Origin of the sequence: Halomonas campaniensis (genome assembly GCF_014193375.1) — a bacterium.
Lineage (GTDB): Bacteria > Pseudomonadota > Gammaproteobacteria > Pseudomonadales > Halomonadaceae > Halomonas > Halomonas campaniensis.
The window spans coordinates 28,834-54,705 of record NZ_JACHZF010000017.1 but is presented as its reverse complement, the minus strand read 5'-3'; the positions used below and the strand labels follow the sequence as shown (position 1 = coordinate 54,705).

20 protein-coding genes, 1 other RNA gene and 1 pseudogene are annotated in these 25,872 nt (G+C 70.7%); 14 read left to right on the top strand and 8 right to left on the bottom strand.

The window, feature by feature from the left end; translation table 11 throughout:
• Positions 1 to 30: 30 nt before the first annotated feature.
• The 4 genes from recR to BDK63_RS12395 form a co-directional block, all read right to left on the bottom strand.
• Positions 31 to 651, bottom strand: coding sequence for a recombination mediator RecR (gene recR, locus BDK63_RS12410; RefSeq protein WP_183332412.1), 621 nt, complete (start codon positions 649 to 651; stop codon positions 31 to 33).
• A 2-nt stretch (positions 652 to 653) separates the two neighbouring features.
• On the bottom strand, positions 654 to 980 hold the full coding sequence (locus BDK63_RS12405; RefSeq protein ID WP_183332410.1) for a YbaB/EbfC family nucleoid-associated protein: 327 nt from the start codon (positions 978 to 980) through the stop codon (positions 654 to 656).
• 80 nt (positions 981 to 1,060) lie between these two features.
• Positions 1,061 to 3,070: a DNA polymerase III subunit gamma/tau gene (gene dnaX, locus BDK63_RS12400; protein ID WP_183332408.1), complete on the bottom strand. Its 2,010-nt coding sequence runs from the start codon at positions 3,068 to 3,070 to the stop codon at positions 1,061 to 1,063.
• A gap of 93 nt (positions 3,071 to 3,163) precedes the next feature.
• Complete coding sequence (locus BDK63_RS12395) at positions 3,164 to 5,434, bottom strand: putative bifunctional diguanylate cyclase/phosphodiesterase (protein WP_183332406.1); 2,271 nt, start codon at positions 5,432 to 5,434, stop codon at positions 3,164 to 3,166.
• A gap of 263 nt (positions 5,435 to 5,697) precedes the next feature.
• Between BDK63_RS12395 and BDK63_RS12390 the strand changes: the two genes are divergently transcribed.
• Positions 5,698 to 6,648, top strand: a complete 951-nt coding sequence (locus BDK63_RS12390; RefSeq protein ID WP_183332404.1) for a DNA-binding protein — start codon at positions 5,698 to 5,700, stop codon at positions 6,646 to 6,648.
• 36 nt (positions 6,649 to 6,684) lie between these two features.
• Here BDK63_RS12390 and BDK63_RS12385 read toward each other — a convergent pair.
• Positions 6,685 to 7,719, bottom strand: a pseudogene (locus BDK63_RS12385) (histone deacetylase family protein).
• A gap of 97 nt (positions 7,720 to 7,816) precedes the next feature.
• Positions 7,817 to 8,737, bottom strand: a complete 921-nt coding sequence (locus BDK63_RS12380) for a LysR family transcriptional regulator (protein WP_183332402.1) — start codon at positions 8,735 to 8,737, stop codon at positions 7,817 to 7,819.
• A gap of 112 nt (positions 8,738 to 8,849) precedes the next feature.
• On the opposite strand from BDK63_RS12380, the gene BDK63_RS12375 reads away from it, so the two are divergent.
• The 10 genes from BDK63_RS12375 (at position 8,850) to BDK63_RS12330 (ending at position 17,773) form a co-directional block, all read left to right on the top strand.
• Positions 8,850 to 10,220: an aminotransferase family protein gene (locus BDK63_RS12375; RefSeq protein ID WP_183332400.1), complete on the top strand. Its 1,371-nt coding sequence runs from the start codon at positions 8,850 to 8,852 to the stop codon at positions 10,218 to 10,220.
• Positions 10,217 to 10,918: a CoA transferase subunit A gene (locus BDK63_RS12370; protein ID WP_183332398.1), complete on the top strand. Its 702-nt coding sequence runs from the start codon at positions 10,217 to 10,219 to the stop codon at positions 10,916 to 10,918. The genes BDK63_RS12375 and BDK63_RS12370 overlap by 4 nt, the downstream gene beginning before the upstream one ends.
• Positions 10,908 to 11,561: a 3-oxoacid CoA-transferase subunit B gene (locus BDK63_RS12365; RefSeq protein ID WP_183332396.1), complete on the top strand. Its 654-nt coding sequence runs from the start codon at positions 10,908 to 10,910 to the stop codon at positions 11,559 to 11,561. The genes BDK63_RS12370 and BDK63_RS12365 overlap by 11 nt, the downstream gene beginning before the upstream one ends.
• Positions 11,561 to 12,844, top strand: a complete 1,284-nt coding sequence (locus BDK63_RS12360) for an ArgE/DapE family deacylase (protein WP_183332393.1) — start codon at positions 11,561 to 11,563, stop codon at positions 12,842 to 12,844. The genes BDK63_RS12365 and BDK63_RS12360 overlap by 1 nt, the downstream gene beginning before the upstream one ends.
• Complete coding sequence (locus tag BDK63_RS12355; RefSeq protein WP_183332391.1) at positions 12,841 to 14,031, top strand: acetyl-CoA C-acyltransferase; 1,191 nt, start codon at positions 12,841 to 12,843, stop codon at positions 14,029 to 14,031. The genes BDK63_RS12360 and BDK63_RS12355 overlap by 4 nt, the downstream gene beginning before the upstream one ends.
• 162 nt (positions 14,032 to 14,193) lie before the next feature.
• Positions 14,194 to 14,997, top strand: coding sequence for a transporter substrate-binding domain-containing protein (locus BDK63_RS12350; RefSeq protein WP_246386076.1), 804 nt, complete (start codon positions 14,194 to 14,196; stop codon positions 14,995 to 14,997).
• Between the two features lie 92 nt (positions 14,998 to 15,089).
• On the top strand, positions 15,090 to 15,746 hold the full coding sequence (locus tag BDK63_RS12345; protein WP_183332389.1) for an amino acid ABC transporter permease: 657 nt from the start codon (positions 15,090 to 15,092) through the stop codon (positions 15,744 to 15,746).
• Positions 15,747 to 15,779: 33 nt separating this feature from the next.
• A complete protein-coding gene (locus BDK63_RS12340) occupies positions 15,780 to 16,433 on the top strand; it encodes an amino acid ABC transporter permease (protein WP_183332387.1) in 654 nt (217 codons plus the stop codon).
• 25 nt (positions 16,434 to 16,458) lie between these two features.
• A complete protein-coding gene (locus BDK63_RS12335; RefSeq protein WP_425485958.1) occupies positions 16,459 to 17,259 on the top strand; it encodes an amino acid ABC transporter ATP-binding protein in 801 nt (266 codons plus the stop codon).
• A gap of 58 nt (positions 17,260 to 17,317) precedes the next feature.
• Entirely contained in the window at positions 17,318 to 17,773 is a 456-nt protein-coding gene (locus BDK63_RS12330; RefSeq protein ID WP_183332385.1) for an ion channel, read from the top strand.
• Positions 17,774 to 17,874: 101 nt separating this feature from the next.
• Here BDK63_RS12330 and ffs read toward each other — a convergent pair.
• Positions 17,875 to 17,971: signal recognition particle sRNA small type (gene ffs / locus BDK63_RS12325), an RNA gene on the bottom strand.
• 242 nt (positions 17,972 to 18,213) lie between these two features.
• Between ffs and BDK63_RS12320 the strand changes: the two genes are divergently transcribed.
• The 3 genes from BDK63_RS12320 to BDK63_RS12310 are packed head-to-tail and all read left to right on the top strand — an operon-like array spanning position 18,214 to position 22,303.
• Positions 18,214 to 19,437, top strand: a complete 1,224-nt coding sequence (locus BDK63_RS12320) for an ATP-grasp domain-containing protein (protein WP_183332383.1) — start codon at positions 18,214 to 18,216, stop codon at positions 19,435 to 19,437.
• 46 nt (positions 19,438 to 19,483) lie between these two features.
• A complete protein-coding gene (locus BDK63_RS12315; RefSeq protein ID WP_183332381.1) occupies positions 19,484 to 21,520 on the top strand; it encodes a transporter permease in 2,037 nt (678 codons plus the stop codon).
• A gap of 6 nt (positions 21,521 to 21,526) precedes the next feature.
• A complete protein-coding gene (locus BDK63_RS12310) occupies positions 21,527 to 22,303 on the top strand; it encodes a TlyA family RNA methyltransferase (RefSeq protein ID WP_183332379.1) in 777 nt (258 codons plus the stop codon).
• A gap of 6 nt (positions 22,304 to 22,309) precedes the next feature.
• Here BDK63_RS12310 and mscK read toward each other — a convergent pair whose 3' ends face one another.
• A complete protein-coding gene (mscK, locus tag BDK63_RS12305; RefSeq protein ID WP_183332502.1) occupies positions 22,310 to 25,684 on the bottom strand; it encodes a mechanosensitive channel MscK in 3,375 nt (1,124 codons plus the stop codon).
• Between the last annotated feature and the right edge of the window lie 188 nt (positions 25,685 to 25,872).

The window sequence follows — 25,872 nt, the reverse complement described above, 5'->3', positions numbered from 1 at the left end:
GTTCCGGCAGGTCGGGAATCGTCAGGGGGCTCATTCGCCCAGGAACGGCAGGCGGCCGTTGAAGGCGCGGCTCAGGGTGCCGCCGTCCACGTACTCGAGTTCGCCCCCCATGGGGACGCCATAGGCCAGCCGCGAGAGCCGCACCCTGTGGGGCGCGAGCTGGGCGGCGATGTAGTGGGCGGTGGCCTCGCCCTCCACCGTGGGGTTGGTGGCGAGGATCACCTCCTCCACGCCGCCCTCGGCTGCCTCCCCCCCGGCGACCAGGGCCTCGAGCTGCTCGAGCCCGATGTCCTCGGGGCCGATGCCGTCGAGCGGGGAGAGATGGCCGTGGAGCACGAAGTAGCGGCCGCGATAGCCGCCGGCGTCCTCGATGGCCAGCTGGTCGGCGGGTGACTCCACCACGCAGAGCAGGCGGTCGTCGCGGCGGGCACTGGCGCACAGCGCGCAGACCTCCTCCTCGGTGAGGGTCCGACAGCGCCGGCAGTAGCCGACCCGCTCCAGCGCCTCGTCCAGCACCTTCGCCAGGCGGCGGCCGCCGTCGCGGTCGCGCTCGAGAAGGTGCATGGCCATGCGCTGGGCCGTCTTGGGCCCGACGCCGGGCAGCACCCGCAGCGACTCCATCAGTTTCTCGACGAGGGGGGAAAAGCTCATCGTCAGAAAGGCATCTTGAAGCCCGGCGGCAAGTTCAGCCCGGCGGTCGCCTCTTCCATCTTGGCCCTGGAGCTGGCCTCGACCTTGCGCACGGCGTCGTTCACCGCGGCGGCGAGCAGGTCCTCGAGCAGCTCCTTGTCCTCTTCCATGACGCTGGGGTCGATGTCGACCTTGCTGACGTCATGGCGGCCATTCATGGTGACCTTGATCATGCCGGCACCGGCCTCGCCCTGGACCTCGGCCTTGGCGACCTCCTCCTGGATGCGCTGCATCTTCTCCTGCATCTCCTGGGCCTGCTTCATCAGGTTACCCATTCCACCCTTCATCATGGGAAGTCCTCTCTCTGCTGTGGTCGTGATGGTGTGATGTCTCTGACGTCGTCGGTGACCCGCCGTTCCGTGACGCACGGTCAGTGACGGGCGGCGGCGGGCTTCACCGTGGATTCGATCAGCCGGGCCCCGAAGGCCTGCTGGAGCTTCTGGATATGGGGGTCGCGGTGCAGCGCCGCCACCGCCTCGGCATGGCGCTGGGCGGCGAGGCGCTCAGCCTGCTGGCGGGGCGTCTCGACCGCCTCGGGCAGCGGCCCCTCCTCGACCACCAGCCGGCGGACCACGCCGTGCTCGGCCAGGGCCTGCTGCATGCGCTCGATATGGATATCGGCCTTCATCGCCGAGAGCGAAGGATCGAGGCGCAGCTGCAGGCGCGTGCCGTCGTCGTCCTCGACCACGCAGTTGGCGGCCAGGTTGCGGGTCAGCCCGCCGAGGCCCAGCGCCTCGAAGCCGGCCAGCCAGTCGGCGTGGCCAAAGACGCCCTCCGGGGCCCCAGCTCCCGCCGCCTCGTCGGGGCGCGCCGCGGGCGGGTCGGCCTCGGCCGGTGACGGGCCCGCCATGGCGGGCGCCGGCGCCTGCTCGGGCTGGGGCTCGGGCTCAGCCTCGGCTGTGCCCGCCGGTGACCCCGCCGCGGGGCCGGGCACGGATGCCGGAGCGTCGACGGGCGGTGCCACCGAGGGTTCCGGCTCCGGTTCCGGCGCCGGGGCCTGCTCGACCCAGGGCGGCGGCTCCTCATCGGCGGCGGGCCCCATCGCCGCGGGCGGCTCGGCGGATTCCGGCGCGACCGGCGCCGGCTGCTCGGGTTCCGCCCGGGCCGTCGCGGGGGCGACGGGCGACGCCGCGCCGGGATCTGGCGCAGGGACCTCCGGCGCGGCGTCAGGGCCCCGGGCGGGTGCCGCCGCTGCCGCGCCGGTATCGGCACCTGGGTCGCCCTGGCGCCCGGGGTCGCCACGCAGCGGCAGCGGCGTCTTCGCCGGCCGGGGCACGCCCTGGGGGCGGAAGGCCAGCATGCGCAGCAGGGTCATCTCCAGCGCGCTGCGCAGGTCCGGGGCGTGCTCCATGTCGCCCCGCCCCTGGATGCCGATCTGGTAGTAGAGCTGCACGTCCTCGGCGGTGAAGCGTGCGGCGAGCGCCAGCAGGGCGTCGCGGTCGCCGTGGCCGTTGTCCAGCGCCTCCGGCACCATCTGGGCGATGGCCAGGCGGTGGAGCACGGCAGTGACCTCGTCGAGCACCGAGGCGAAGTCGGGCGCGCGCTCCGCCAGCGCCGCCACCTCGGCCAGCAGGCGGGCGGCGTCCACCTCGGCCAGGGCCTCGACCAGCGCCAGCACGTGCCGCTGGTCCAGGGTGCCCAGCATGGCCGCCACGTCGGCATGCTCGACCCGCCCCTGCCCGAAGGCGATGGCCTGGTCGGTGAGGCTCATGGCATCGCGCATGGAGCCCTCGGCGGCACGCCCCAGCAGCCACAGGGCGCTCTCCTCGAAGGGCACGGCCTCGGCCTCGAGCACCCTGGCCAGGTGGTCGACGATGCGCTCCGGCGGCATGTGCTTGAGGGTGAACTGCAGGCAGCGCGACAGCACCGTGGCGGGCAGCTTCTGCGGGTCGGTGGTGGCCAGCAGGAACTTCACGTGGGGCGGCGGCTCTTCCAGGGTCTTTAGCAGCGCATTGAAGCTGCTGGTGGAGAGCATGTGCACCTCATCGATCAGGTACACCTTGTAGCGCCCCTGGGTCGGCGCGTACTGCACGTTGTCGAGCAGTTCGCGGGTGTCCTCGACCTTGGTGCGCGAGGCGGCGTCGACCTCGATCAGGTCGACGAAGCGCCCCTCGTCGATGGCCCGGCAGCTGTCGCACTCGCCGCAGGGCGTCGAGGTGATGCCCTCGTCGCCAACCCCCTTCGCCGTGCAGTTCAGGCACTTGGCCAATATTCGCGCCAGGGTGGTCTTGCCCACCCCGCGGGTACCGGTGAACAGGTAGGCGTGGTGCAGCCGGCCCTGGTCCAGGGCATTGACCAGCGCGCGCTGGACATGCTCCTGGCCGACCAGTTCATGGAAGGTACGCGGTCGCCACTTGCGGGCCAGAACCTGATAGCTCATGCAGCGCGGAATCCTTGCGGTTAGGCGAACGGCGGGGTGAGACGGTGGCCGGGCGCGATGCCCGACCCCGACGCCCGACGGGGATCGCTCATTCTAGCGACTGGGGCCGGCCGCGGAAAGCAAGGCCGACGCCCGGGTCCATCGCCGCGCGAAGGCCTCGGCCGCCAGCGGCTCGCCCAGCAGCTCGCCCTGGTAGTAGCGACAGCCGAGGCGCTGCAGGAAGGCGAGCTGCTCGGGACGCTCCACCCCCTCGGCAACTACCTCGAGTTCCAGCTTCTCGGCCAGCGAGTGGATCGCCGCCACCAGGGTCTCGCCCGCCGGGTCGCCGGGGACATCGTCGAGGAAGGAGCGGTCGACCTTCAGGGTCTGCACCGGCAGCCGCTTGAGGTAGGCCAGCGAGGAGTAGCCGGTGCCGAAGTCGTCCACCGACAGCGCTACGCCCAACCGGTGGAGGTCATGCAGCCGGGCGAGCCCCTCGTCGGCATGGCCGATCATGAATCCCTCGGTGATCTCCAGCTCCAGCCGCGACGGCGACAGCCCGCTCTCGTGGAGGGCGGCGCGCACGTCGGCGACGATATCCCCCTGCGCCACCTGCAGCCCCGAGAGGTTGACCGCCACCCGCAGCGGCAGGCCCGCAAGCTCCCACTCGCGGGCCTGGCGACACGCCTCGCCGAGCACCCAGCGACCGATGGCGTGGATCAGCCCGGCCTCCTCGGCCAGGGCGATGAAGCGCCCGGGCCCCACCACCTCGCCCTCACGGGTCGTCCAGCGCACCAGCGCCTCGGCGCCGAACAACCGGCCGCTCGCCACCTCCGCCTGGGGCTGGTAGTGGAGCACCAGCTCGTCATGCTCCAGGGCACGGCGCAGCCCCACGTCCATGGCGAAACGCTCGCGGCTCGCCTCGCCCAGCGCCGGGGTGAAGAACTGCCAGGTATTGCGCTTGAGGGCCTTGGCGCCATACATCGCGGTGTCGGCGCGCTGGATCAGGGTCTCGGCGCTGCGGCCGTCCTGGGGGTAGAGGCTGATGCCCACCGAGGCGCCGATGAAGATCTCGTGGCCCTCCAGGTCGAAGGGCTGCAGCAGGGCATCGATCAGCTTGCCGGCCACCCGGCTGGCGTCCGTCGGGTCGTGCAGCTCCTCCAGCACCAGCAGGAACTCGTCGCCGCCCAGGCGCCCGAGGGCATCCTCGTCGCGCAGCACGCCGGCCACGCGGCGCGCCACCGACTGCAGCAGCCGGTCGCCCAGGGCGTGCCCCAGGCTGTCGTTGATGCCCTTGAAGTGGTCCAGGTCGAGGAACAGCACCGCCAGCTGGCCTCGCTCCTCCCGGGCTCGCGCCAGTGCCCGGTCCAGGCGCCGGCTCAGGTGGGAGCGGTTGGGCAGGCCGGTGAGCGCATCGTAGTCGGCCGAGAGGCGCAGGCGGCCGGCCTGCTCGTTGATGTGGGACATCAGCGGGGAGAGGGTGCGCAGCGTGGCCAGCGCCCCGAGCGCCATCAGCAGCAGCACCGTGACCGCCGGCCAGGTCAGCTCGCGCAGCACCGAGCCGTAGAAGCCCGCGGCGGGAATCTCCACCAGCAGCCCCCAGCCGGGGGTCGCCAGGGGGGCATGCACCAGCAGCCGTCCCTCTCGCCAGCCCCCCTCTCGCAGCAGGCCCGCATGCCCCGCCGCCAGGTCATCCCGCTGCGTCGCCCCCGGCGGGGGACGCTCGCCGTCGCGGACCAGCCGCCCGGCGGCCCCGCGGGTCAGCAGCGTCTCGCCGGGCGGCCCCAGCAGCCACTGGCGGGCATCGCCGCCGAAGCGTCCACCCTCGTCGAGCAGCGCCGCGAACCCGTCCAGGCGGAAGAAGACCCGGTCGGTGCCGATGCGCTGGCCGCCGGCGGCGTAGATGGGCGACACCACTTCCAGCAGCGGCTCGTCGTCCCGCATGACCAGCCGCTCGGTGACCGACAGCGCCGACACGTCGCCCGCCACGATCCCGTCCGGCGCCTGGCCGATGGCCAGCAGCGGCTCGTCGCCGGGCCCCAGCCGGAGCAGGCCGACCATCTCCCCGGACTGGTGCATGGCATCCTCCAGCCGGGGGCGGGTGTACTCGGCCAGCGCCTCGCCCTCAAGCTCGCCGCCGGCATAGCGGGCCAGCCGCCGGCGGATCTCGGTGCGGCTGGCCAGCTGGCGGGAGACGTCGCGATAGCGGGCCAGCAGGTGCTCGAGGGACTCGGCTTGGGCCGTGGCACTGACCACCGTCGTGGCCTCCAGGCTCTGCCGATGGGCCTGGAAGAGCGGCCAGGCAGTGGCCAGCGCCACCAGGCTCCCGGTGACCAGGATGCCCAGCATCGCCAGCAGCACGATGCGCCGCTGCGACCGCTTCATGGCCGTCGCCCCGCCCGACCTGCCTGGCACGGGTCGCTACCGGCCATGCTCGAACCCTCGCCTGATTGCCATACCCCTCGCTTCCTCTGGCCGGCCGCTGTCGCTACCAGTGTGGTCCGCTCCCCGCAATCCTCCAAGCCCATTCGTCGCCGACCGCCGACGCTCCCGCTGCCATGCGAACGGCGCAGGGTTCCCCGCCGGCGGGCTGTGCTAGTCTGGGGCCGCAAGGCCCAGAGAACGGCACGCCATCACGCAGGGAAGACATGAGCCGAGAGCATCCCGACACCGGCCCCACGGCCGGCATGACCCAGGAGCAGGTGGCCGCCGCCGCCGAGAACCTGATCAACCGCGGCGCGGAGCCGACCCTGCAGCGGGTCTGCGAGCACCTGGGCGGCGGTTCGCCCCACCGCATCCAGCGCCACCTGACAACCTGGCGCGACACGCGCCCGACCCCGCCGCGGGCGGCACCGGTGCCGCCCGACGACCTGGTCGACGCCCTCACCCGGGAGATCGCGCGCCAGGTGGCGGCCGCCCGGGCCGAGGGGGAGCAGGCGGCGGAGGAAGCGCGCGCCGATGCCGCCACCCTGGCCGAGAGCGGCGAGGCCCTGGAGCGGCGCGTGGCCGAGCTGGAGGGCCACCTGCAGCGCTCGGAGGCGGAGCGGGACGAGGCCCGGGAGCGCCGGGAGGCGCTGAAGGCCGAGGCGGAGCACCTCAGCGGCGAACTGGAGAGCGAGCGTCGCGCGGCGCGGGAGGCACAGGAGGCCCTGATCCAGTCGCGCCAGCAGGTGGCGATGCTCAAGGAGCAGCTCGAGGCCGCCCAGCAGGAGCGGCTGGCCGCCGAGCGCCGCGTGCGCGGCGCCGAGGGGGAGCGCGTCCAGGCCGAGCGCTGCCAGGCGGTGGCCGAGACCCAGCGCGACGCCGCCCTGTCCCAGGCCGGCGAGAAGACCGAACAGCTGGCCGGCGTGCAGAAGGAGCTCCAGGCCGAGCGCACCCGCCACCGCCAGGAGGTGGCCGAGCTGCGCGCCGAGCACAAGGAGCGGCTGGATGCCGTGGAGCGCACCCGCCAGGACGCCCTGAAGCAGGCGCAGGAGGCCGGCCAGCGCGCCACCAAGGCGGAGATCCGCGCCGAGGCGCTGCAGGCCACCCAGGCCGCCCTGAAGAGCCGCATGGATGCGCTGCAGGTGCAGCAGCGCCAGCGCGGCCAGAAGGGCTGAGCCCCTCGCTCACCGCCAGGCCCCGAGGGCCGCGCCTCAGCCGCGGCCCTCGAACCCCGCCAGCACGTTGACCACGTTCACCCCGATCTCCTCCACCGCGTAGCCGCCCTCGAGCAGGAACACCGTCGGCAGCCCGAGCCGCGCCAGGCGCCGCCCCACCTCGAGGAAGTCGTCGCTGGCCAGCCGGAAGGCGCTGATCGGGTCGCCCTCGAAGGTATCCACCCCCAGCGACACCACGAGCAGCTCGCAGCCCGCCTCGCGGATGCGGGCCAGCGCATCCTCCAGGGCCTCGGCCCAGGCCGCGAAGCCGGTGCCCGGCGGCAGCGGGTAGTTGACGTTGAAGCCCTCGCCTGCGCCCTCGCCGGTCTCCTCGGCATGGCCCAGGAAGTGGGGGAAGCAGTGCAGCGGATCGCCGTGCAGCGACAGGAACAGCACGTCGTCGCGGGCGTAGAAGATCTGCTGGGTGCCGTTGCCGTGGTGGAAGTCGATATCCAGCACCGCCACCCGGGCGTGGCCGGCGTCCAGGGCTCGCTGGGCGGCGATGGCCGCATTGTTGAAGAAGCAGTAGCCGCCGAACTGGTCGGTGGCGGCATGGTGTCCCGGCGGACGGCACAGCCCGAAGGCCGGCTCGCCGGTGGCCAGCAGGTGGTCCACCGCGGCCAGCGCCACGTCCTTGCTGGCCATGGCGGCCTCGAAGGTGCCCTCGCAGATGGAGGTATCGGCGCCCAGGGCGTAATGGCCCAGTCGGCCGTCGATGTGCACCGGGATGCGTCGCCCGGGCATGGTCCGGGTCGGCCAGACCCAGGCAATGGCCTCGCCCTGGCGGCCGGCCGCCTGCCAGGCCTCCCAGCAGCCGGCCAGGAAGTCGACGTAGTCGCGGTCGTGGATCGCCAGGACCGGCGCCAGGCCGTAGTCGCCGGGGGCACGCACCTCGCCCAGGCCCGATGCCTGGATCCGCGCCAGCACCAGGTCGACGCGCTCGGGGCACTAGTAGGGCGCCACCAGCCGCCCGCCATCCAGTTCGGTGCGCGCCCGGCGCGCCTTGGTGGTCTCGCTGTGAAAGGTGATCATCCTGCCATCCTGAAGGGTCATGCCGTGACCATGCCATGCGCCGCCTGGGCGCGCCATCCCCGCCGGGTCGCGGCGGTGCCCTGCCGTGCCCGGCGACCTACCCCGGGGTGGCGGTGTAGCGCGCCACCAGCCCCCGGCCCCGCTCGCGCAGGAAGTCCAGGGCCCGGGCACGCTTCCACTCGCCGCGATAGACCAGGCCGAAGCCGAACGCCATGGCCGGGTGGAACGGCCGCACCACCACCGGGTCCCCGGACGAGAGCTGGTCCCGGGCGGTCACCGGGTTCATCACCGTGACCCCCACGCCGTTGGCCACCAGCGCCGTGATGGTGCCGATATTGGCCTCGGTCTTGCCGGCGATGCGGATGCCGTGACGGGCGACCAGCTCGAGCAGCGGGTTGGTGCTGATGCTTGGCTGGTTACTGATCACCAGGTGCTGGTCGCGCAGGTCCTCGATGCCGATCCGCGCCTGGTCCGCCAGGGGGTGGGCCGCCGGCAGCAGGCAGACCGCCTCGGTGGTGAACCAGGGCTCCACCTCCAGCACCCGCGAGGCCACCGGCAGGGTGACGAAGCCGATATCGGCATGGCTCGACTCCACGGCCAGCTGTACCTCGTGGCTGGACATCATGTCGAGGCTGACGCTGAAGCGGCGATTCTCCTCCAGCAGCGCCGCCACCAGGCTCGGCACGAAACCGAAGGAGAGGCCGGGGATCGAGGCGATCCGCAGCCGCGAGGTGCCGAACTCCTTGAGCGCCAGCACGCTGTGGCGCAGCTCCTCGATGTTGCCCATCAGCCGCAGGATCTCGTCGTAGAGCTCGCCGGCCTCGGGGGTGGCCACCAGGCGGTTCTTCTCGCGCAGGAACAGCTGGATCCCGAGGTTCTCCTCGAGCTGGGCCAGCGAGCGGCTGACCCCGGACTGGGTGATGCCCAGGGTCCGCGCCGCCTGGGAGGCGCTGCCCGCCTCGTAGAGCGTCTTGAAGACCGCCAGCGCCTTGAGGGAGTGGATGGTCACGTCCGCCATGACTCAAACTCATCGAATTCGGTAAAAACATCATATATTGAAATATTCTGACGCGGCTACCTAGACTGCATCGAGCCTCCTCACATCACCATAACGACAAACGGAAGCCTCGATGACCGACTCTCCGCTGTTCTACCAGGCCGGCCCCGCCCTGCCGGAAGTCAGCCACGCCGACGGCGTCACCCTCTGGGACACCCAGGGCAAGGAATACCTGGACGGCTGCTCCGGCGCCATCTCCTGCAACCTCGGCCACGGTCGCCAGGACATCCGCGACGCCATGCTGGCCCAGCTCGACCGCGTCGCCTTCACCTACCGCACCCAGTTCGAGAGCGCCCCTGCCCTGGCCCTGGGCCATGCCCTGGTGGAACTCACCGGCGGCGCCCTGGAGAAGGTGTTCTTCGTCTCCAGCGGCTCGGAAGCGGTGGAGTCGGCCCTCAAGCTGGCCCGGCAGTATTTCGTCGCCATCGGCGAACCTCGGCGGCGGCGCTTCGTCTCGCTGCGCCCCTCCTACCACGGCAGCACCCTGGGCGCGCTGGGCGTCACCGGCTACCGGCCCCTGGAGGCCCCCTTCACCGATCTCATCCACGCCTCGCTCAAGGTGCCGGGACCGGACTTCTACCGCCACCGGGACGCCGACGACGACGCCCATGTGGACCGGGTGCTGGCCGAGACCCGCGCGGCCATGGAGGCCGCCGGCCCCGAGTCGATCATCGCCTTCGTGCTGGAGCCGGTGGGCGGCGCCAGCACCGGCGCCCGGCTGCTGGGCGAGCGCTACCTCAAGGGCATCCGCGCGCTGTGCGACGAGGCCGGCTGCCTGCTGATCCTCGACGAGGTGCTCACCGGCGTGGGCCGCACCGGCGCCTGGTTCGCCTGGCAGCACTACGGCGTCGTCCCCGACCTGCTGGCCACCGCCAAGGGACTGGGGGCGGGCTACTACCCGGTGGGGGCACTGCTGACTCGCAGCGACATCGTCGCCGAGGTCATGGCGAGAGGAGGCTTCCAGCACGGCCATACCTACGCCGGTAACCCGCTGGCCTGCGCCACCGGCCTCGCCGTCATCGAGGCGATCCGCCGCGAGGGGCTGCTGGCCAACACTCGGGCGCGCGGCGAGCAGCTCGGGGCCGGTCTGCGGGCGCTGGCCGGGCGCTATCCCTGGGTCGGCCAGGTGCGCGGCCTCGGCCTGCTGTGGGGCGTGGAGCTGGTGGCCGACCCGACGACCCGCGAGCCCTTCCCCGCCGAGCAGAACCGCTTCGCCCAGATCACCGCCCTGGCCCGGGAAGCGGGGCTTCTGATCTACCCCCGCCGCCCCCTGGACGGCGTGGCCGGCGACCACTTCCTGGTCACCCCGCCGCTGACCATCACCGCCGCGGAGGTGGAGACCCTGCTCGAGCGCCTGGCGCGGGCCATGGCGCGCTTCGACCGGGCGCTGGCCGACGAGGCCGCTGCCCCCACCGCCCGGCCGACGGAGGTCCGCCCGTCATGACGCTGCTCACCGAGAAGGTCCGCGACATCCAGGCGGCCGTGGCCGCCATCCCCGAGGGGGCGACGATCATGGTCGGCGGGTTCGGCTCGCCCGGCACCCCCTTCGCACTGCTCGACGCCCTGCTGGAATCCGGCCAGGGCGGGCTCACCCTGATCAAGAACGACGCCAACGAGCCCGGCATCGGCATCGGCAGGCTGATCGAGGCCGGCCGCGTCAGGCGGCTGATCACCTCCCACCTGGGGCTCAACCGCACCGCCATCGAGGCGATGAATGCCGGGCGACTTGAGGTGAGCTTCCACCCCCAGGGCCTGCTCGCCGAGAAGATCCGCTGCGCCGGCGCCGGCCACGGGGGCTTTCTCACCGACATCGGCCTGGGCACCGAGATCGCCGCGGGTCGCCGGGAGATCGAGCTCGACGGCCGCTGCTGGGGCATCGAGCCCGCCCTGCACGCCGATGTCGCCCTGGTGCACGCCGAGCGGGCCGACCGCTACGGCAACCTGATCTACCGCGCCACCGCCAGCAACTTCAACCCGCTGATGGCCATGGCCGCCGAGCAGGTGATCGCCCAGGCCTACCGCCTCGACGCGCCGGGCGAGCTGCCCATCGATGCCATCCACACCCCCTGCGCCTTCGTCAGCCAGGTGGTGCAGGTCGACCGTGCCACCAGCGAACAGGGAGTGCGCCCCCATGGCCTCTGACACCCAGCGCATCCTGGCCCGGGCCGCCCGGGAGGTGATCCCCGGCCAGATCGTCAACCTCGGCATCGGCCTGCCGACCCGCCTCTTCCACTACCTGCCCGACGAGATGGAGGTGCTGGTGCACTCGGAGAACGGCGTGCTGGGCTGCCGGCCGCGCCGCGACGGCGAGGCGCCGGACCACGACATGATCGACTCCGGCGGGGCCTACATCACCACCCGCCCCGGGGCCAGCGTCTTCGACAGCGCCACCTCCTTCGCCATGATCCGGCGCAGCCGGGTCGACCTTACCTTCATGGGCGCCTTCGAGGTCGACGCGGCCGGCAACCTGGCCAACTGGAAGATCCCCGGCAAGTTCTCGCCGGGGATCGGCGGCGCCATGGAGCTGGCCCAGAAGGTCAGGCGGCTGGTGGTGCTCTGCTCCCACAATGACAAGCACGGCAACCCCAAGATACTGGCGCGCTGCCGCCTGCCGCTCACCGCCAGCGGCTGCGTGTCGCGCATCATCACCGACAAGGCGGTGATGGACGTCACCCCGGCGGGGCTTGCCGTGGTGGACATCGCCGAGGGGCTCGACCCTGCCGACCTGCAGGCGGCCACCGAGGCACCGCTGCTCATCGATGAATCACGGCTGGGGAGGTTCTGATGCTGGATGCCACCGAGACGCGCATCGTCGCGGCCTGCGAAGCGCTGATGGACGACACCCTGGCGCTGACCCGCGACCTGGTGCGCGGCTACAGCGTGCTGGGCCGGGAGCAGGGCGCGCTGGAGACCATGGAGGCCTGGCTCGCGCGGCTGGACCTGCCGGTGACCCGGGTGCCCCTGGACGCCCCGGGCCTTGCCGAGCACCCCCACCGGGTGCCCACCGAATGGTCGAGCGAGGGGCGCTACAATCTGGTCAGCCGGCTCAATCCCCAGAGCGACAAGCCCCACCTGGTGTTCAACGGCCACCTGGACGTGGTGCCCGCCGAGCCCACCGACATGTGGACCCGGCCGCCCTGGGAGCCCTGGGAGAAGGACGGCTGGCTCTACGGCCGCGGTGCCGGCGACATGAAGGCCGGCATCGCCGCCATGGTGATGGCGGTGGAAGCGGTACGCCGGGCCGGGGTGGCCATCGACTTCCCGCTGACCCTGCAGACGGTGATCGAGGAGGAGTGCACCGGCAACGGCGCCCTGGCCTGCCTCCACCAGGGCTACGGCGGCGACTTCGTGCTGATCCCCGAGCCCTTCGGCGCCCGGATACTGAGCGGCCAGGTGGGCGTGCTGTGGTTCCGCATGCGCCTCGACGGGGTGCCCGCCCACGTGCTGGACACCGCCGCCGGCCGCAATGCCATCGAGACCCTGCAGCAGTACCTGCCCGCCCTCAAGGCCCTGGAAGCGGAGATCAACGCCCTGCCCCGCCCGGCGCCCTACGAAGGCCACCCCCACCCCTTCAACCTCAGCGTCGGGCGGGTGGAGGGCGGCAACTGGGCCTCCAGCGTGCCGGCCCACGCCATCCTCGAGGGGCGCGTCGGCTTCCCGCCGGGCATGACGCCCGAGGCGGCCATGCGCCGGGTGCGCGAGGCCATCATGGCCCGCCATGCCGAGCTCGACGACGCCACGCCCCCGCCCCGGGTCAGCTTCCACGGCTTCCGCTCCGAGGGCCACCTGGTCGACCTGGACACTCCCGGCATCCGGCTGCTCTCGGCCTGCCACGAAGCGCTGCTGGGGGAACTGCCGGCCCACTACCTCGCCACCTGCACCACCGACCTGCGCGCCTTCCACGTCGCCGGGGGGATCAACGGCACCTGCTACGGCCCGGTGGCCGAGCGCATCCACGGCGTGGACGAGTGCGTGGAGATCGACTCCATCCGCCACGTGCTGACCACCTACGCGCTGTTCCTCCACCGCTGGGGACAGCAGGCCACCCCACAGGAGCCGAGCGCATGAGAGACGCCTATCTCGTCGACTACGCCCGCAGCGCCTTCACCCGCGCCCACCCCCGCAAGCCGGAGGTGGACGCCTGGGCCGATACCCGCAGCGATGCCCTGCTGGCCGCCGTGATCGACGCCCTGCTGGAACGCCGCGACCTCGACGGCGCCGCCGTGGAGGAGCTGAGCGTCGGCTGCGCCCTGCCGGTCAAGGAGCAGTGGAGCTTCGGCGGCCGCTACCCGCTGTGGCTCGCCGGGCGCCTCGGCGAGCGGGGCCGCGCCTGTGCCAGCCGCCAGATCGACCAGCAGTGCGGTTCGGGGCTCGCTGCCCTGCGCAGCACCGCCCGGGAGATCCAGGCCGGCGCCATCGAGGTGGGCATCGCCGGCGGCGTCGAGAACATGACCCGGGTCCCCATGGGCCCGGCGCTCTTCCAGGAGGGGGTGCTGACCCGCCCCGCCGCGCTGCGCCAGGCCCCGTGGCTGGAGCTCGACGTGGCCCTGAACATGGGCCTGACCGCCGAGCGCCTGGCCGAGGCCGCCGGCATCGATCGCGAGGCCATGGACGCCTTCGCCCTGGCCTCACACCAGAGAGCCGCCGCGGCCGAGGCCGCGGGACGCTTCGACGGCGAGCGCCTGGCCCTGGCCAACGCCGGGGGCGACCCGGTCGCCCGGGACGCCAATATCCGTGCCGACACCAGCGCCGAGCGGCTGGCCGGCCTCGACCCGGTGTTCCTGGCGGGCGGCCGGGTGACCGCCGGCAACAGCTCGCCGCTCACCTCCGGGGCCGCCGCCGCCCTGCTGATGTCCGGGGAGGGGCTGGCGCGCCATGGCGCCACGCCGCTGGCCCGGGTGGTGGGCGTCGCCGACTGCGGGGTCGAACCCGAGCGGATGGGCGCCGGGGCGGCGGCCGCCATCCACCGCGTGCTGGCCCGGACGGGCCTCGCCGTGGCCGATATCGACGCCTGGGAGATCAACGAGGCCTTCGCCGCCGTGCCGCTGCACGCCATGGGTGAGCTGGCACTGGACCCCGAGCGGGTCAACGTCTGGGGCGGCGCCCTGGCGCTCGGCCACCCGCTCGGCGCCACCGGCGTCCGCCTGGCCGGCACCCTGGCCCGCATCCTGCAAGCCGAGGGCAAGCGCTACGGCTGTGCGGCCGCCTGCATCGGCGGCGGCCAGGGCATCGCCGTGATCCTCGAGCGTGCATGACGGGTGACGACGGCAACCGACCAGTTTCGAAACTCCCGCCTCACGGGCGGGAAAGGAGGGTCCCACCAACCGTCAGCGATTCGCTTCGGAACGCACCGGCGTCATGGACGCCAGATGGCTCCCCGAGCCGCTTTTCACCAACGACAACACGCAGGTATCGACATGAAAAAGCACAACAAGCCCTTTCTTCGCCCCCTGATGGGCACCCTGGCGCTGCTGGGCGCCACCACCCTGGCCATCCTGCCGGCCCAGGCCCGGGACCTTCCGGAGATCCGGGAGGACGTCTTCCAGGTCGCCAACTCCGGCGCCTACCCGCCCTTCAGCTTCGTGGACACGGCCGGCAACCTCATCGGCTTCGACGTGGACATCGCCGAGGCCCTGGCCGACAGGATGGGCGTCGAGGTGAACATCCAGACCTCACCCTGGAACGGCATCGTCGCGGCCCTGGCCGGCGGACGCTTCGATGCCTGCATCTGCAGCATGAGCGCCACCGAGGAGCGCCAGAAGGCCGTCGACTTCACCGACGCCTACTACAGCTCGGGCCTCTCGATCTGGGTGCGGGAGGAGACCGACGACGTCGCCAGCATCGATGACTTCGCCGGCAAGCGGGTCGGCTCGACCCTCGGCGAGACGGGCAACCAGTGGGCCACCGAGCAGGCCGAGGGGCGGTGGCGCAACCAGACCTTCCAGGGGCTGCCGGACATGCTCAATGCCCTCACCACCGGGCGGATCGACGTGATGGTGGCCGACGACATCCCCGTCTATGTCGCGCTCAACGAGAATGACCTCCCCATCAGGCAGGTCGACGTGGGCGAGCTGCCGCGCTTCCCGGCCGCCATCGCCGTGCAGAAGGGCTCTCCGGAACTCCGCGAGGCGCTCAACACCGCGCTGGCCGAGATCCGGGAGGACGGCACCTACCAGGCGATCGTCGACACCTGGATCGGCGAAGGCGTCGACTTCAACTGACGCCTCGCCTCGGCACGGCAGGGCGAAAGCCCTGCCGGTGCCTGCCCGCCTGACCTCATCATGACAATCACAACGACAGGGTCACGACGACCATGGACATCAACCTGATGATCGACATCACGCCGCTGCTGGTAAAGGCGGCCTGGGTCACCCTGGACATCTCGGCCCGCGCCCTGTTCTTCGGCTTCTTCATCGCCACGGCGCTGGTGGCCCTCAGGACCGCGCGCCTGCCACCGCTGCGCTGGCTGGCCCGCGCCTATATCAGCGTGGTGCGTGGCACCCCCTACTTCGTGCAGCTGCTGCTGGTCTTCTACGGCGGCCCGGCGATCGGCCTGCGCCTCGACCCCTTCACCTGCGGGGTGGTGGTGGGTGCCTTCAACATCGGGGCCTACATGAGCGAGGCCATGCGCGGCGCCATCGAATCGGTGGACAGCGGCCAGAACGAGGCATCGCGCTCGCTGGGCTTCGGCCGCCTGGCCACGCTGCAGCACATCATCCTGCCCCAGGCGGCCGGCCTGATGATCCGCTCGGTCGGGGTGCTGGCGATCATCCTGGTCAAGAACTCCTCGCTGGTCTCGATCATCTCGGTGGTCGAGCTGACCTACCAGGCCCAGCGGCTGATCGGCTCCACCTACAAGCCCCTGGAGGTCTTCACCCTCAGTGCGCTGATGTACATCGTCATCATCTATGCGGTCATGGGCCTCGTGGAGTTCCTCTACCGCCGAGCCACGCGCTACACCTTCCTGTAACGCCTGCCGGGCCACAACCACCAGGACAGCCCCATGGAATTCGACTTCAGTCCCGTCATCACCTACTTCCCCACGCTGCTGAAGGGCGTGGGCGTCACCCTGCTGATCGGCCTGGCCGTGGCCGCGATGTCGATCCTCGGCGGCCAGATCGTGGCGGTCATCTCGCTGTATACCCGCAAGGTGGTCAGCTGGCCGCTGCGCTTCTTCATCTGGCTGTTCATGACCACCCCGCTGCTGCTGCAGCTCTACTTCCTCTACTTCGGCCTCGGCGAGCTGATCCTGATACCGGCCATCGTGGTGGGGATCCTGGGCCTGGGCTTCCACTACATGGCCTACAACGCCGACATCTTCATCGCCACCATCCGCTCGGTGTCGAGCGGCCAGTACGAGGCGTCGCGGTCACTGGGCTTCGGCCACCTGAGGACGCTGCTCTACATCATCCTGCCTCAGGCCTTCTATCGCGCCCTGCCCCAGCTCAGCAACAACATGATCATCATGGTGAAGGATATCTCGGTGCTCTCGGCCATCGGCATCGGCGAGATGGTCTATGTCTCCCAGTACGCCATCAGCGTGACCTTCCGGCCCTTCGAGTTCTACATCACCATCGCGGTCATCTACTACCTGATCAACCTGATGATGGAAGCCGGCCAGACGTGGATCGAGCGCCGTGCCGCCTATCGCCGCTAACCCGCCCCGTTCCAGAGGTTCTCGCATGACACAGACGACAGACACCCCGATGGTCGAGCTCAAGGGGATCAAGAAACGCTTCGGTGACCTTGAGGTGCTGAAGGGCATCGACCTGAGGGTCGACCGCGGCAGGATCATCTCCATCATCGGCCCCTCCGGGTCGGGCAAGAGCACGCTGCTGCGCTCCATCAACAACCTGGAGGTGATCGACGAGGGGCAGATCCTGCTGGACGGCGTGCAGGTGAACCGGCCCGACCTCAAGGGGCTGGCCTTCGAGCGGCACATCAACCATATCCGCCAGAACATGGGCATGGTGTTCCAGCACTTCAACCTGTTTCCCCACCTCTCGACCCTGGAGAACGTGACGCTGGCGCCCAGGAAGCTCAAGGGCATGAATGCCGGGGCCGCCCGGGAGCTGGGCATGGAGCTGCTCGAGCGCGTGGGACTGGCGGACAAGGCACGGGCCTACCCGAGCTCCCTCTCCGGGGGCCAGAAGCAGCGGGTGGCCATCGCCCGCGCCCTGGCCATGCAGCCCAAGGTGATGCTGTTCGACGAGGCCACCTCGGCGCTGGACCCGGAGCTGGTGGAGGAGGTGAACCGGGTGATGAAGGGCCTGGCCGAGGAGCACATGACCATGCTGATCGTCACCCACGAGATGGCCTTCGCCCGCGACGTCTCCGACTGGGCGATGTTCATGGATGGCGGCGTGGTGGTGGAGGCCGACACGCCCGACAAGCTCTTCTCGAATCCGGACCAGGAGCGCACCCGCCACTTCCTGCGCAAGCATCTGGGGCAGGCCTCGCCCGGCGCAGCGGCCGCTGGCTGACCGGGGTGACTGACCTGGTGTAGGCTGCCATCGTGAGCCATCGCAGGAGCGGCCGAACGTGACGGGAGACTGGGTCGATACGGGCCACTGGCTGGTGGCGGGCACCACCTTCGCCGTGGTGGTGGCCTGCGTGCTGCTGCACTACGAGGTCGCCATCGCGCTGAGCCGGCTGATGGAGAAGGCGTCCGGCACCCAGCGGCGGCGCTTCCTGGTGCTGATCTTCGGCCTGCTGGGCGCGCATATCGCCGAGATCTGGCTGTTCGGCCTGGCCGCCTGGCTACTGCTCGACCACCCCCTGGCGGGCAGCCTCGCCGGCTTCGAGTCGCTCACCTTCCTCGACCATGTCTATCTCTCGGCCGTGACCTATACCACCCTCGGCTACGGCGACCTGGTGCCCCAGGGCCATATCCGCTTTCTCATGGGCACCGAGGCGCTCACCGGCTTCATGCTGATCACCTGGTCGGCCTCGCTGACCTTCATCGAGATGCAGAAGCACTGGGAGGGGGGCAGGTAAACGTCGCACCGCAAGAGGCGTCGATCGACGGCTCGGTGGACGAGAGGCAGGCGCGCGGGAGAGGAAAAAATCGAAAAGGCCGGAGCCCGAAAAGGAGGCGGCCCCGACAGCCACATCCCGGCACACGCGTCCACCACTACCGTTGCTCCCTTCCGGGCCTGGCGGGGTTTGCGGTCTAGCGTTGCGGGAGGACCGACGGGGCCACCACGACATGACACGCTGGGTGTCAAACCCGGCGAGCGATCAATGACTTGCCGAGTGCGACGGCACTATACCAGCGCGCCTGCCGGGCGGCAAGGGCAAGGGGAGTCGCGATGGCGCGCTGCGCTGCAAGGGTGTGAGTCGCCTTCCAGTGCTGTATGGTGAAGGGCATCCCCTGCCTCTCGAGCCGACTCCATACCCGGGAGGCTTCACCCATTGCCGACATCTGGAGGCGCCCCATGAAGAAGGATCCGAACAAGGGCTACATCGCCCTGCTGGGCTGGAGCCTGAACGCCATCGAAGCCGCCGAGAACTTCGACCGACGCTACGTGGTGGTCGCCCCGGACTGGGCGGAAGAGTACTGCCAGAAGCACGACATCCCCTACGTGCCCTGGAACTTCGAACGCTTGAACGACCGCTCGATGGAGATCGCCCACACCCTGCAGGAGATGGGCGTCGACGTGGCCATCCCGCTGTTCGAGGAGACCGTGGAGTGGGCCGGCGCCATCAACTCGGTGCTGCTCGACAGCCCACGAATCTACGGCCAGTCGCTGCTGCTGCGCGACAAGGCGCTGATGAAGCGCCGCGCCCAGCTGGGCGGCATCCGCGTGGGCATCTTCGAGGAGGCCCACGACAAGGAGGACGTCGTGCGCTTCCTCAAGCGGGTCAACCAGACGCTGCTCAAGCTCGACGGCGACCCCAACGACCCCATCCACCTCAAGGCCTTCGACAAGGCCGGCTGCCTGGGCCATCGGGTGATCCGCACGCCGGACGAGGTCGATACCATCCCCGACGAGGAGTTCCCGGTGCTGATGGAGTCGCACCTGGACGGCTGGGAGTTTGCCGTGGAGGCCTGGATCCACAACGGCAAGATCGCCTTCCTCAATATCTCCGAGTACGTGACCCTGGGCTACTCGGTATTCGTGCCGGCCTCGCCGGAACTCGAGAGTTACCGCCCGCAGATCACGGCGCAGATCGAGAAGCTGATCAAGGCCTTCGACATCGAGTTCGGCCTGATCCACCCCGAGTACTTCGTCACCAGCGACGGCGAGATGTACTTCGGCGAGGTGGCCTATCGGCCGCCGGGCTTCAAGGTGTTCGAGCTGCTCGAGCGGGTCTATGGCTTCAACGCCTACCAGGCCTCCATGCTGGTCTTCGACCCCAAGAGCACCCCGGAGGAGGTCGCCGCCTTCTTCCCGAAGGAGGTGGTGGATGCCGACGGCTTCGCCGGCTGCTTCGGGGTCTATCCGCGCCGCCGCGTGGTCAGCAAGCTGGAGATTCCCGAGGAGGTCGAGGACGACCCCTACTTCGAGTCCCACGAGCTGACCCCGCCGATGGAGGAGACCGTCACCAAGCGCACCGCCTTCGGTACCCACTGGGGCCTGGTCTACTTCAAGGGCGACGAGGCGGCGCGCATGAAGGAACTGCTCAAGCATATGGAAGAGCTTGATTTCTATGTCTGATACAGGCGTCATGGAAAAAATGACAGCCTGACGACAAGGAGTCGGCGTGACCACGCACCGACAGACGCAAGACACCAGTGCAACGACAGAGGCCAGCGACAGGCTCGCCGGCCTCTGCCAGAAACTGGACGAGGCGATCGCCCTGCTGGCGAGCGCACGGGAGTTCGCCAAGCCCGGCAAGCTCCCCCGCGTCCTGGATACCGCCCGCCGGGTGCTCCTCCAGGAGGGCGGCGCCGCCGCCATCGAGGAACGTGCCAGGGCCTTCGAGGAGGCCGGGGTGTTCCTCGGCTCCGACTGGGAGACGCCCCAGTACCTGGTGCCCTCGCTGACCACCCATGCGCTCAAGAGCCCCGACCCCAACACCGTGGTGATCGAGGCGCTGAGCGAACTGCGGCTGCTGGCCGTGGCCAAGGGGGAGTACCTGCACCCCATGGTCTCGGCCGAGCAGGCGCACCACTACCTGACCCAGGTGATGGCGATCAACCTGTGGCTGCTGTTCGGCGCGCCCAGCGAGGCCGAGCGGGAGACCCAGGGGCGCCTGGCGCAGATCCCCCGTCACCTGTTCCGCCACCTGGCCGAGCGCATCGGCTACGAGCACATCATCGACCGCCTAATCGACGAGATCTGGCGCATCCTCCAGCAGCGCCCCATCCAGGTGGAGCCGGTCAAGGCGATGATCACCCAGATCGCGATCTGCCAGGCCAACCCGGAGATCGACCTGGGGGCCAGCGGCCAGGGGGCCGACCGCCTGGTCAGCTCGCTGTTCGGCCCGACCCGGGCCTGCCGCGAGGACCCCGGCATCGAGCCCTACCGCGAGCGGCTCTCCAGCATGGACGCCGCCGCCCTGCAGGGCGAGGCCACCGGCTTCGCCCGGGCGATGCACGACACCGGCCTGGTCTCGCCCTATCACCCGGTGCTGCTGCGCCACCTGCTCGACCACGGCGACCACCTGCTGGCCGAGGCGCTGGGCCTCTCCTCCACCGGCCGCGACTGCCTGCTCTGCTACCGCGAGCTGGTCTCGGCGCTGATCCGCGGCGGCGTGCATCCGGCCACTCCCCAGGCCGTCTACGGCCTGGCGCTGATGCTGGAGCGCGGCATCCTCTACCAGCCCCCGGTGGCACCGGCCATGTGGCGCCAACTGGGGCTGACGCTCTCCGAGTGGTCCCAGGCGCGGTTGAACCTGGCCTTCGGCGAGGCGATCTCGCCGCGGGCCCGCCTGCTGGAGGGGGTACTGTGCATGCTCGGCCAGCCGCTGGGCGTGGGCCAGGGCAACAACCCCACCTGCCAGTCGGCCCGGGCGCTCTCCATGTGGGCCTACAACGACCCGGACTACCTGCTGCAGATGGTGGCCTGGGCGGCCCGTGACGACGAGATCATCATGCACTTCGAGGGCCAGCCGATCTCCTCCATGGCCAGCCTCTCGGGGGTGGCCCAGAGCCTGCCCATGGACCTCGACCCGGTATCGCTGATCGTGGTGCCCCATCTGGACCGCATCTACGCCGAGATGGGGCGGCGCTGCATCGGCCGCGAGGGGGACCCCCACCGCTGGGTCAACCCGGAGTTCCACGGCTGGTGGTCCGGGCGCGGCTTTCGCATCAACGTCGACGTGGCCAGCGGCCAGCTCCATGAGCTGGATACCTTCCTGCGCCACTTCTATGCCAGCTACCACCCCTACTACAACGGCAACCAGCCGCTGATCCATCCCCAGCCGGCGGGTATCGCCGTCACCGACAGCGCCGCACGCTTCATCGGCTGGCACGCCATCACCGTGCTGCGGGTCTCCCTGGACCCCTCCGACGTGATGCGGGTCTACTTCTTCAACCCCAACAACGACAGCGGCCAGGACTGGGGCGACGGGATCAAGGTGAGCACCGCCGGCCACGGCGAGCGCTTCGGCGAGGCCTCGCTGCCCTTCGAGCAGTTCGCCTCGCGCCTCTACATCTTCCACTACGACCCGCTGGAGCGCGGCGAGCTGGCCGAGATCACCCAGGAGGAGCTCGACCGGGTGATCGGCCATATCCACCGCAGCTGGGGTGCCGACCGCATCCCGCCCACCGACCTGCAGGCCGACGAGGGACCCTAGGGGAAGATGCCGCGTCTCGACCAGCTGCTGGTGACCCTGGGCCTGGCCCGCTCCCGCACCCGCGCCCAGCGGCTGATTCGTCATGGGCGAGTTACCCTGGCCGAGGGCGGCCGGGTACTGACCAAGCCCGGCGAGAAGCTGGCCGACGATACGCGGCTGACGGTGGAAGCGGACCCCGAGGAGCGCTATGTCTCCCGCGCGGGGCTCAAGCTGGAGGCGCTGATTGCGGCCCTGGGGCTCGACCTGGCGGGTCGGCTGGTGCTCGACGTGGGTCAGTCCACCGGCGGCTTCACCGACTGTGCCCTGGCCCACGGGGCGCGCCACGTGATCGGCGTGGAGGTGGGCCACGACCAGCTGGACCCGGGGCTGCGCGAGGATCCCCGGGTGACCTGCCTGGAGGGGCTCAACGCCCGGGCCATGGCCGGCGATCCCCGCCTGGGGGCGGCCTTCGCGGCCCAGGGCGCCACGGGGCCGGAGCTGGTGGTGATGGACGTCTCCTTCATCTCGCAGACGCTGATCCTGCCGGAGATCGCCGCCCTGCTGCCCGCAGGAGGTGAGCTTGCCAGCCTGGTCAAGCCGCAGTTCGAGGTCGGCCCGGGCGGCGTCAACGACCGCGGCCTGGTGACCGATCCCGCCCGCTACCGGGAGGTGGAAGCGAAGATCCGCGACGGCTGCGCCGCAGTAGGCCTCGCCATCCGCCACTGGCAGGAGAGCCCGCTGCTCGGCGGCGACGGCAACCACGAATTCCTGCTCCACGCCGTGCGCGAGCCGTCGCCGGCCTGACGGGACTCAGCGTCCGCCGTCTCCTCCGCCACCGCCGTCTCCCCCGCCGTCAAGATCGACCTCCCCCGGGTCGCCGTGGGCGCCGGGAGGCGGGTGGGCCGGCGCGGGCTCGCCGGCGGGGAGCACCTGCTGGACCCGCTGTGACGCCCCGCCGGCGCGATGCAGCCAGACGTCGAGCTGGTTGAAGGCGATATCGACCCCGTGGTCGGCGAACAGCTCGCCGACCCGGCAGTTGACCTCGTCGGTGGCGAAGAGCCGATCCCCCAGCGAGTTGACGAAGATGCGCAGCTCGAAGTTGAGCGTGCTCTCGCCGTAGTCCATGAAGAACACCTGGGGCTCGGGGTCGGCCAGCACCCGCTCGTTCTCGTCGGCGGCCTGGCGCAGCAGGCGGTGCACCAGGCGGTGGTCCGACCCGTAGGCGACGCCGTAGGTCAGCACCACCCGGGTGACGGTGTCCGACAGCGACCAGTTGATCAGCTGGTCGGTAATGAAGGTCTGGTTGGGGATGATGATCTCCTTGCGATCGAAGTCGGTCACCGTGGTGGCGCGGATGCGGATCTTGCTCACCGTGCCGGTCAGGTTGCCCAGCGTGACCGTATCGCCGATCCGCACCGGCCGCTCGAAGAGGATGATCAGCCCCGAGACGAAGTTGGCGAAGATCGCCTGCAGGCCGAAGCCGAGGCCCACGCCCAGCGCGGCCACCAGCCACTGCAGCTTGTCCCAGGAGACGCCGAGGGTGCCCAGCGAGGCGACCAGGCCGGTACCGATGATGGTGTAGGAGAGCAGCGAGGTGATGGCGTAGGCGCTGCCCTGCTTGAGCTCCAGGCGCGACAGCACCATCACCTCGAGCAGCCCCGGCAGGTTGCGCGCCATCATCAGTGTCAGCCCGACGATCAGCAGCGCGGTGAAGATGTCGGCCACCGACAGGGTGCCGCCGACCAGGTCGGCGCCCTCGGCCTCGTCGGTCTCCCAGATCGCCACCTGCTCCAGGTAGCCCAGCACCGTCAGCAGGTCGGCCCACACCAGGTAGAGCAGGAACACGAAGCCGATCAGCAGGATCAGCTTGGAGAGGCGCAGCGACTGCTGGTTGATCTTCTCCATGTCCAGCGGCGGCTCCTCGACCACTTCCAGCCCCCCGTCGGCCCCCTCCTGGGCATGGGCCCGGCGCCGCGCCAGTGCCCGCTTGAAGGCCAGGCGGCGTGCCGCCACCGCCAGGCCCCGCACCACGGCGGCCTCCACAAGGATCCACAGCCCCAGCAGGTACAGGGTGATCGCAAAGCGCCCCACCAGACTCAGCGCCGTGTACTCGTAGCCGGCGACGATCAGGCCGATCAGCACCAGCGGCACCGCGGCCATGGCCAGCCCCAGCACCAGCCGCAACAGCTTCACCCCGAAGAAGGGGGCATGGGCCAGGATCAGCCGGGCGAGCAGGAAGCTCATGGTCAGCAGCCCCGACACCAGCAGCCCCAGGGCCAACGGACGGTGGTTGAGGCCGAAGTCGGTGTCCCGTGCCAGGGTAGCGATCAGCAGCACCGGCACCAGGGCCATCCCCAGCCAGCCGAGCAGCCAGCGCAGCCGGGCGGCGTAGCCCGCCGGCCAGTAGAAGTGCTTGGTGGCCACGCCGTCCGACACCAGCAGGCGACGCCCCCAGGCGACCACCACCCAGGCCAGCGAGAGCTGCAGGGCGGCCAGCCCCAGGCCATGGGCGATGCCCTCGCCGCCGGCCAGCAGGGCACTACCGATGGCCGCCAGGGCCAGGGGCCCGGGCAGCGCCAGCAGGGCGTTGAACAGCACCGCCCGGGGCGTGTGCAGCTGGGTATCGCTGCGCAGCCGGCCGATCTGCTCGTGCAGCTCCGCCAGGCGCGCCTTGATGCGCCGCCGGCTCCACAGCAGCACGGCCGCCGCCAGCAGCAGCGGCACCCCGACCAGGGCGCCGGCGGTGGGCGGACGCCAGTGCACCGGCAGCACCTGCCGCCACTCGCCCTCCTGCCACTCGAGCACCAGGTTGGCGGGCAGCTGGCGCATCCAGGCCAGGTCCAGCGGGCGGGTGTTAGCGACCCAGAAGAGCTGCTCGTCGATGGTGGCACGCAGCTCCCGGGAGGTCTCGAGCAGCTGCTGCTGGTTGAGCTGCAGCTCGATGGCCGAGCTCAGCAGGCTGCCGTAGGTCTGCTCCAGGCGGTCCACCAGCTCGCGGCGGGACTGGTAGAGGCGCTGCAGGGAGTCGACCAGCGCCTCGCTCACCTCGACCCCGGCCTCCTCCAGGCGCTGGCTGGCCAGGCGTTCGCCCTGGCGCAGCTGATCGCGCTGGCGCACCAGGTCGAACTGGCGCAGGCGCAGGTCGGCAATCTCGTCCTGCAGGTCGCGGCGCGGGGCCACCTGGGGCAGCGAGCGGCGCTGCTCGCGCAGGATCCGCGACAGCAGGATGCTGCCGCGAATCGCCTCGATCTGCTCGTTGAGGCTGCGCTGCAGCTGGCGAACGTGGTCGAGCTGGCTGCGCACCGTGAGGCTCTCGCGCACCAGGGCGTTGCTGCGGTCGTTGGCCCGCAGCAGCTCCAGGCTGAGGTCGCGGTTGATCTGCTGGGCGCGCTCGAGGACCGGGTGCCCCGCCTCGAGCAGCGGGTCGTCCCGGGCGGCATCGGCGATGGCCTGCTCCGAGGCCACGCGGCGCTTGCGCTCGATGACGTTCTGCAGCAGCGAGAGTTCCGACTCCTGGCGGGTGATCTGCTGGGTCATCAGGTCGCGACGCTGCTGGTCCAGCTCGCGCAGGCGCGTGTTGGTGCTCAGTTCCCGCTGGTGAAACAGCAGGGTCACCTCGGCCAGGCGCCGCTCGACGCGACGCTGCCAGAGCCGCGGGGCATCCTCGGCGAGCCCGCTGCCGTCCAGCTCGTCCAGCTGTCGCCGGGAGCGCTCCACGGCCTGCATCGCCTCGGAGATGGCCTGCTGGGCCCGCTCGGGCAGGGTCTGGGCGGAGAGCAGCTGGGCATTGACCTCGGCCAGGCGATCCTGCAGCCGCTGCAGCTCGATCACCGACTCCTGCTGGCGCTGCTCGAGCTCGTCCAGCGGCAGGTCATCCAGGTCGGTGGCCGACAGGTCCATGGCCGCCTCCTCCTCGGCCAGCAGCTCCCGCTCCAGGCGCAGCAGCTCCGCAGGCGCCTGCTCGACGCGTGCCTCCAGCGCCTCCAGGCGCTCCTCGACCCGGTCCAGCTCATCCAGCCCCGCCAGGGTGGCTTCCAGGGCCTCGATGTCACGCTGCCGGTCACGCCCGGGGCTCTCGCCCTCCTCCGGCTGGAGGTCGGCGAGCCGCTCCTCCACCGCCGGACGCTCGGGCAGCTCAGCCTGGGCCCAGGCGGTGCCGGCCAGCGCCACCATCAGCACCAGCATTACCAGCAGCCCCGGGGCCACCCTCCCCCTTGCCGCGCCCGCCGCCCGACGTCCCGGCGCCATCGCCTTCGACATGCTCTTCACTGGCGTCCTCGATCTCCTGGGAACCTTGTCCACCCTGCCGATTCTCGGCGTCCCGCGCCGGCAAGGCAATTGCGGCAAGCCAGTATCGTCAACGGGAGTTGACT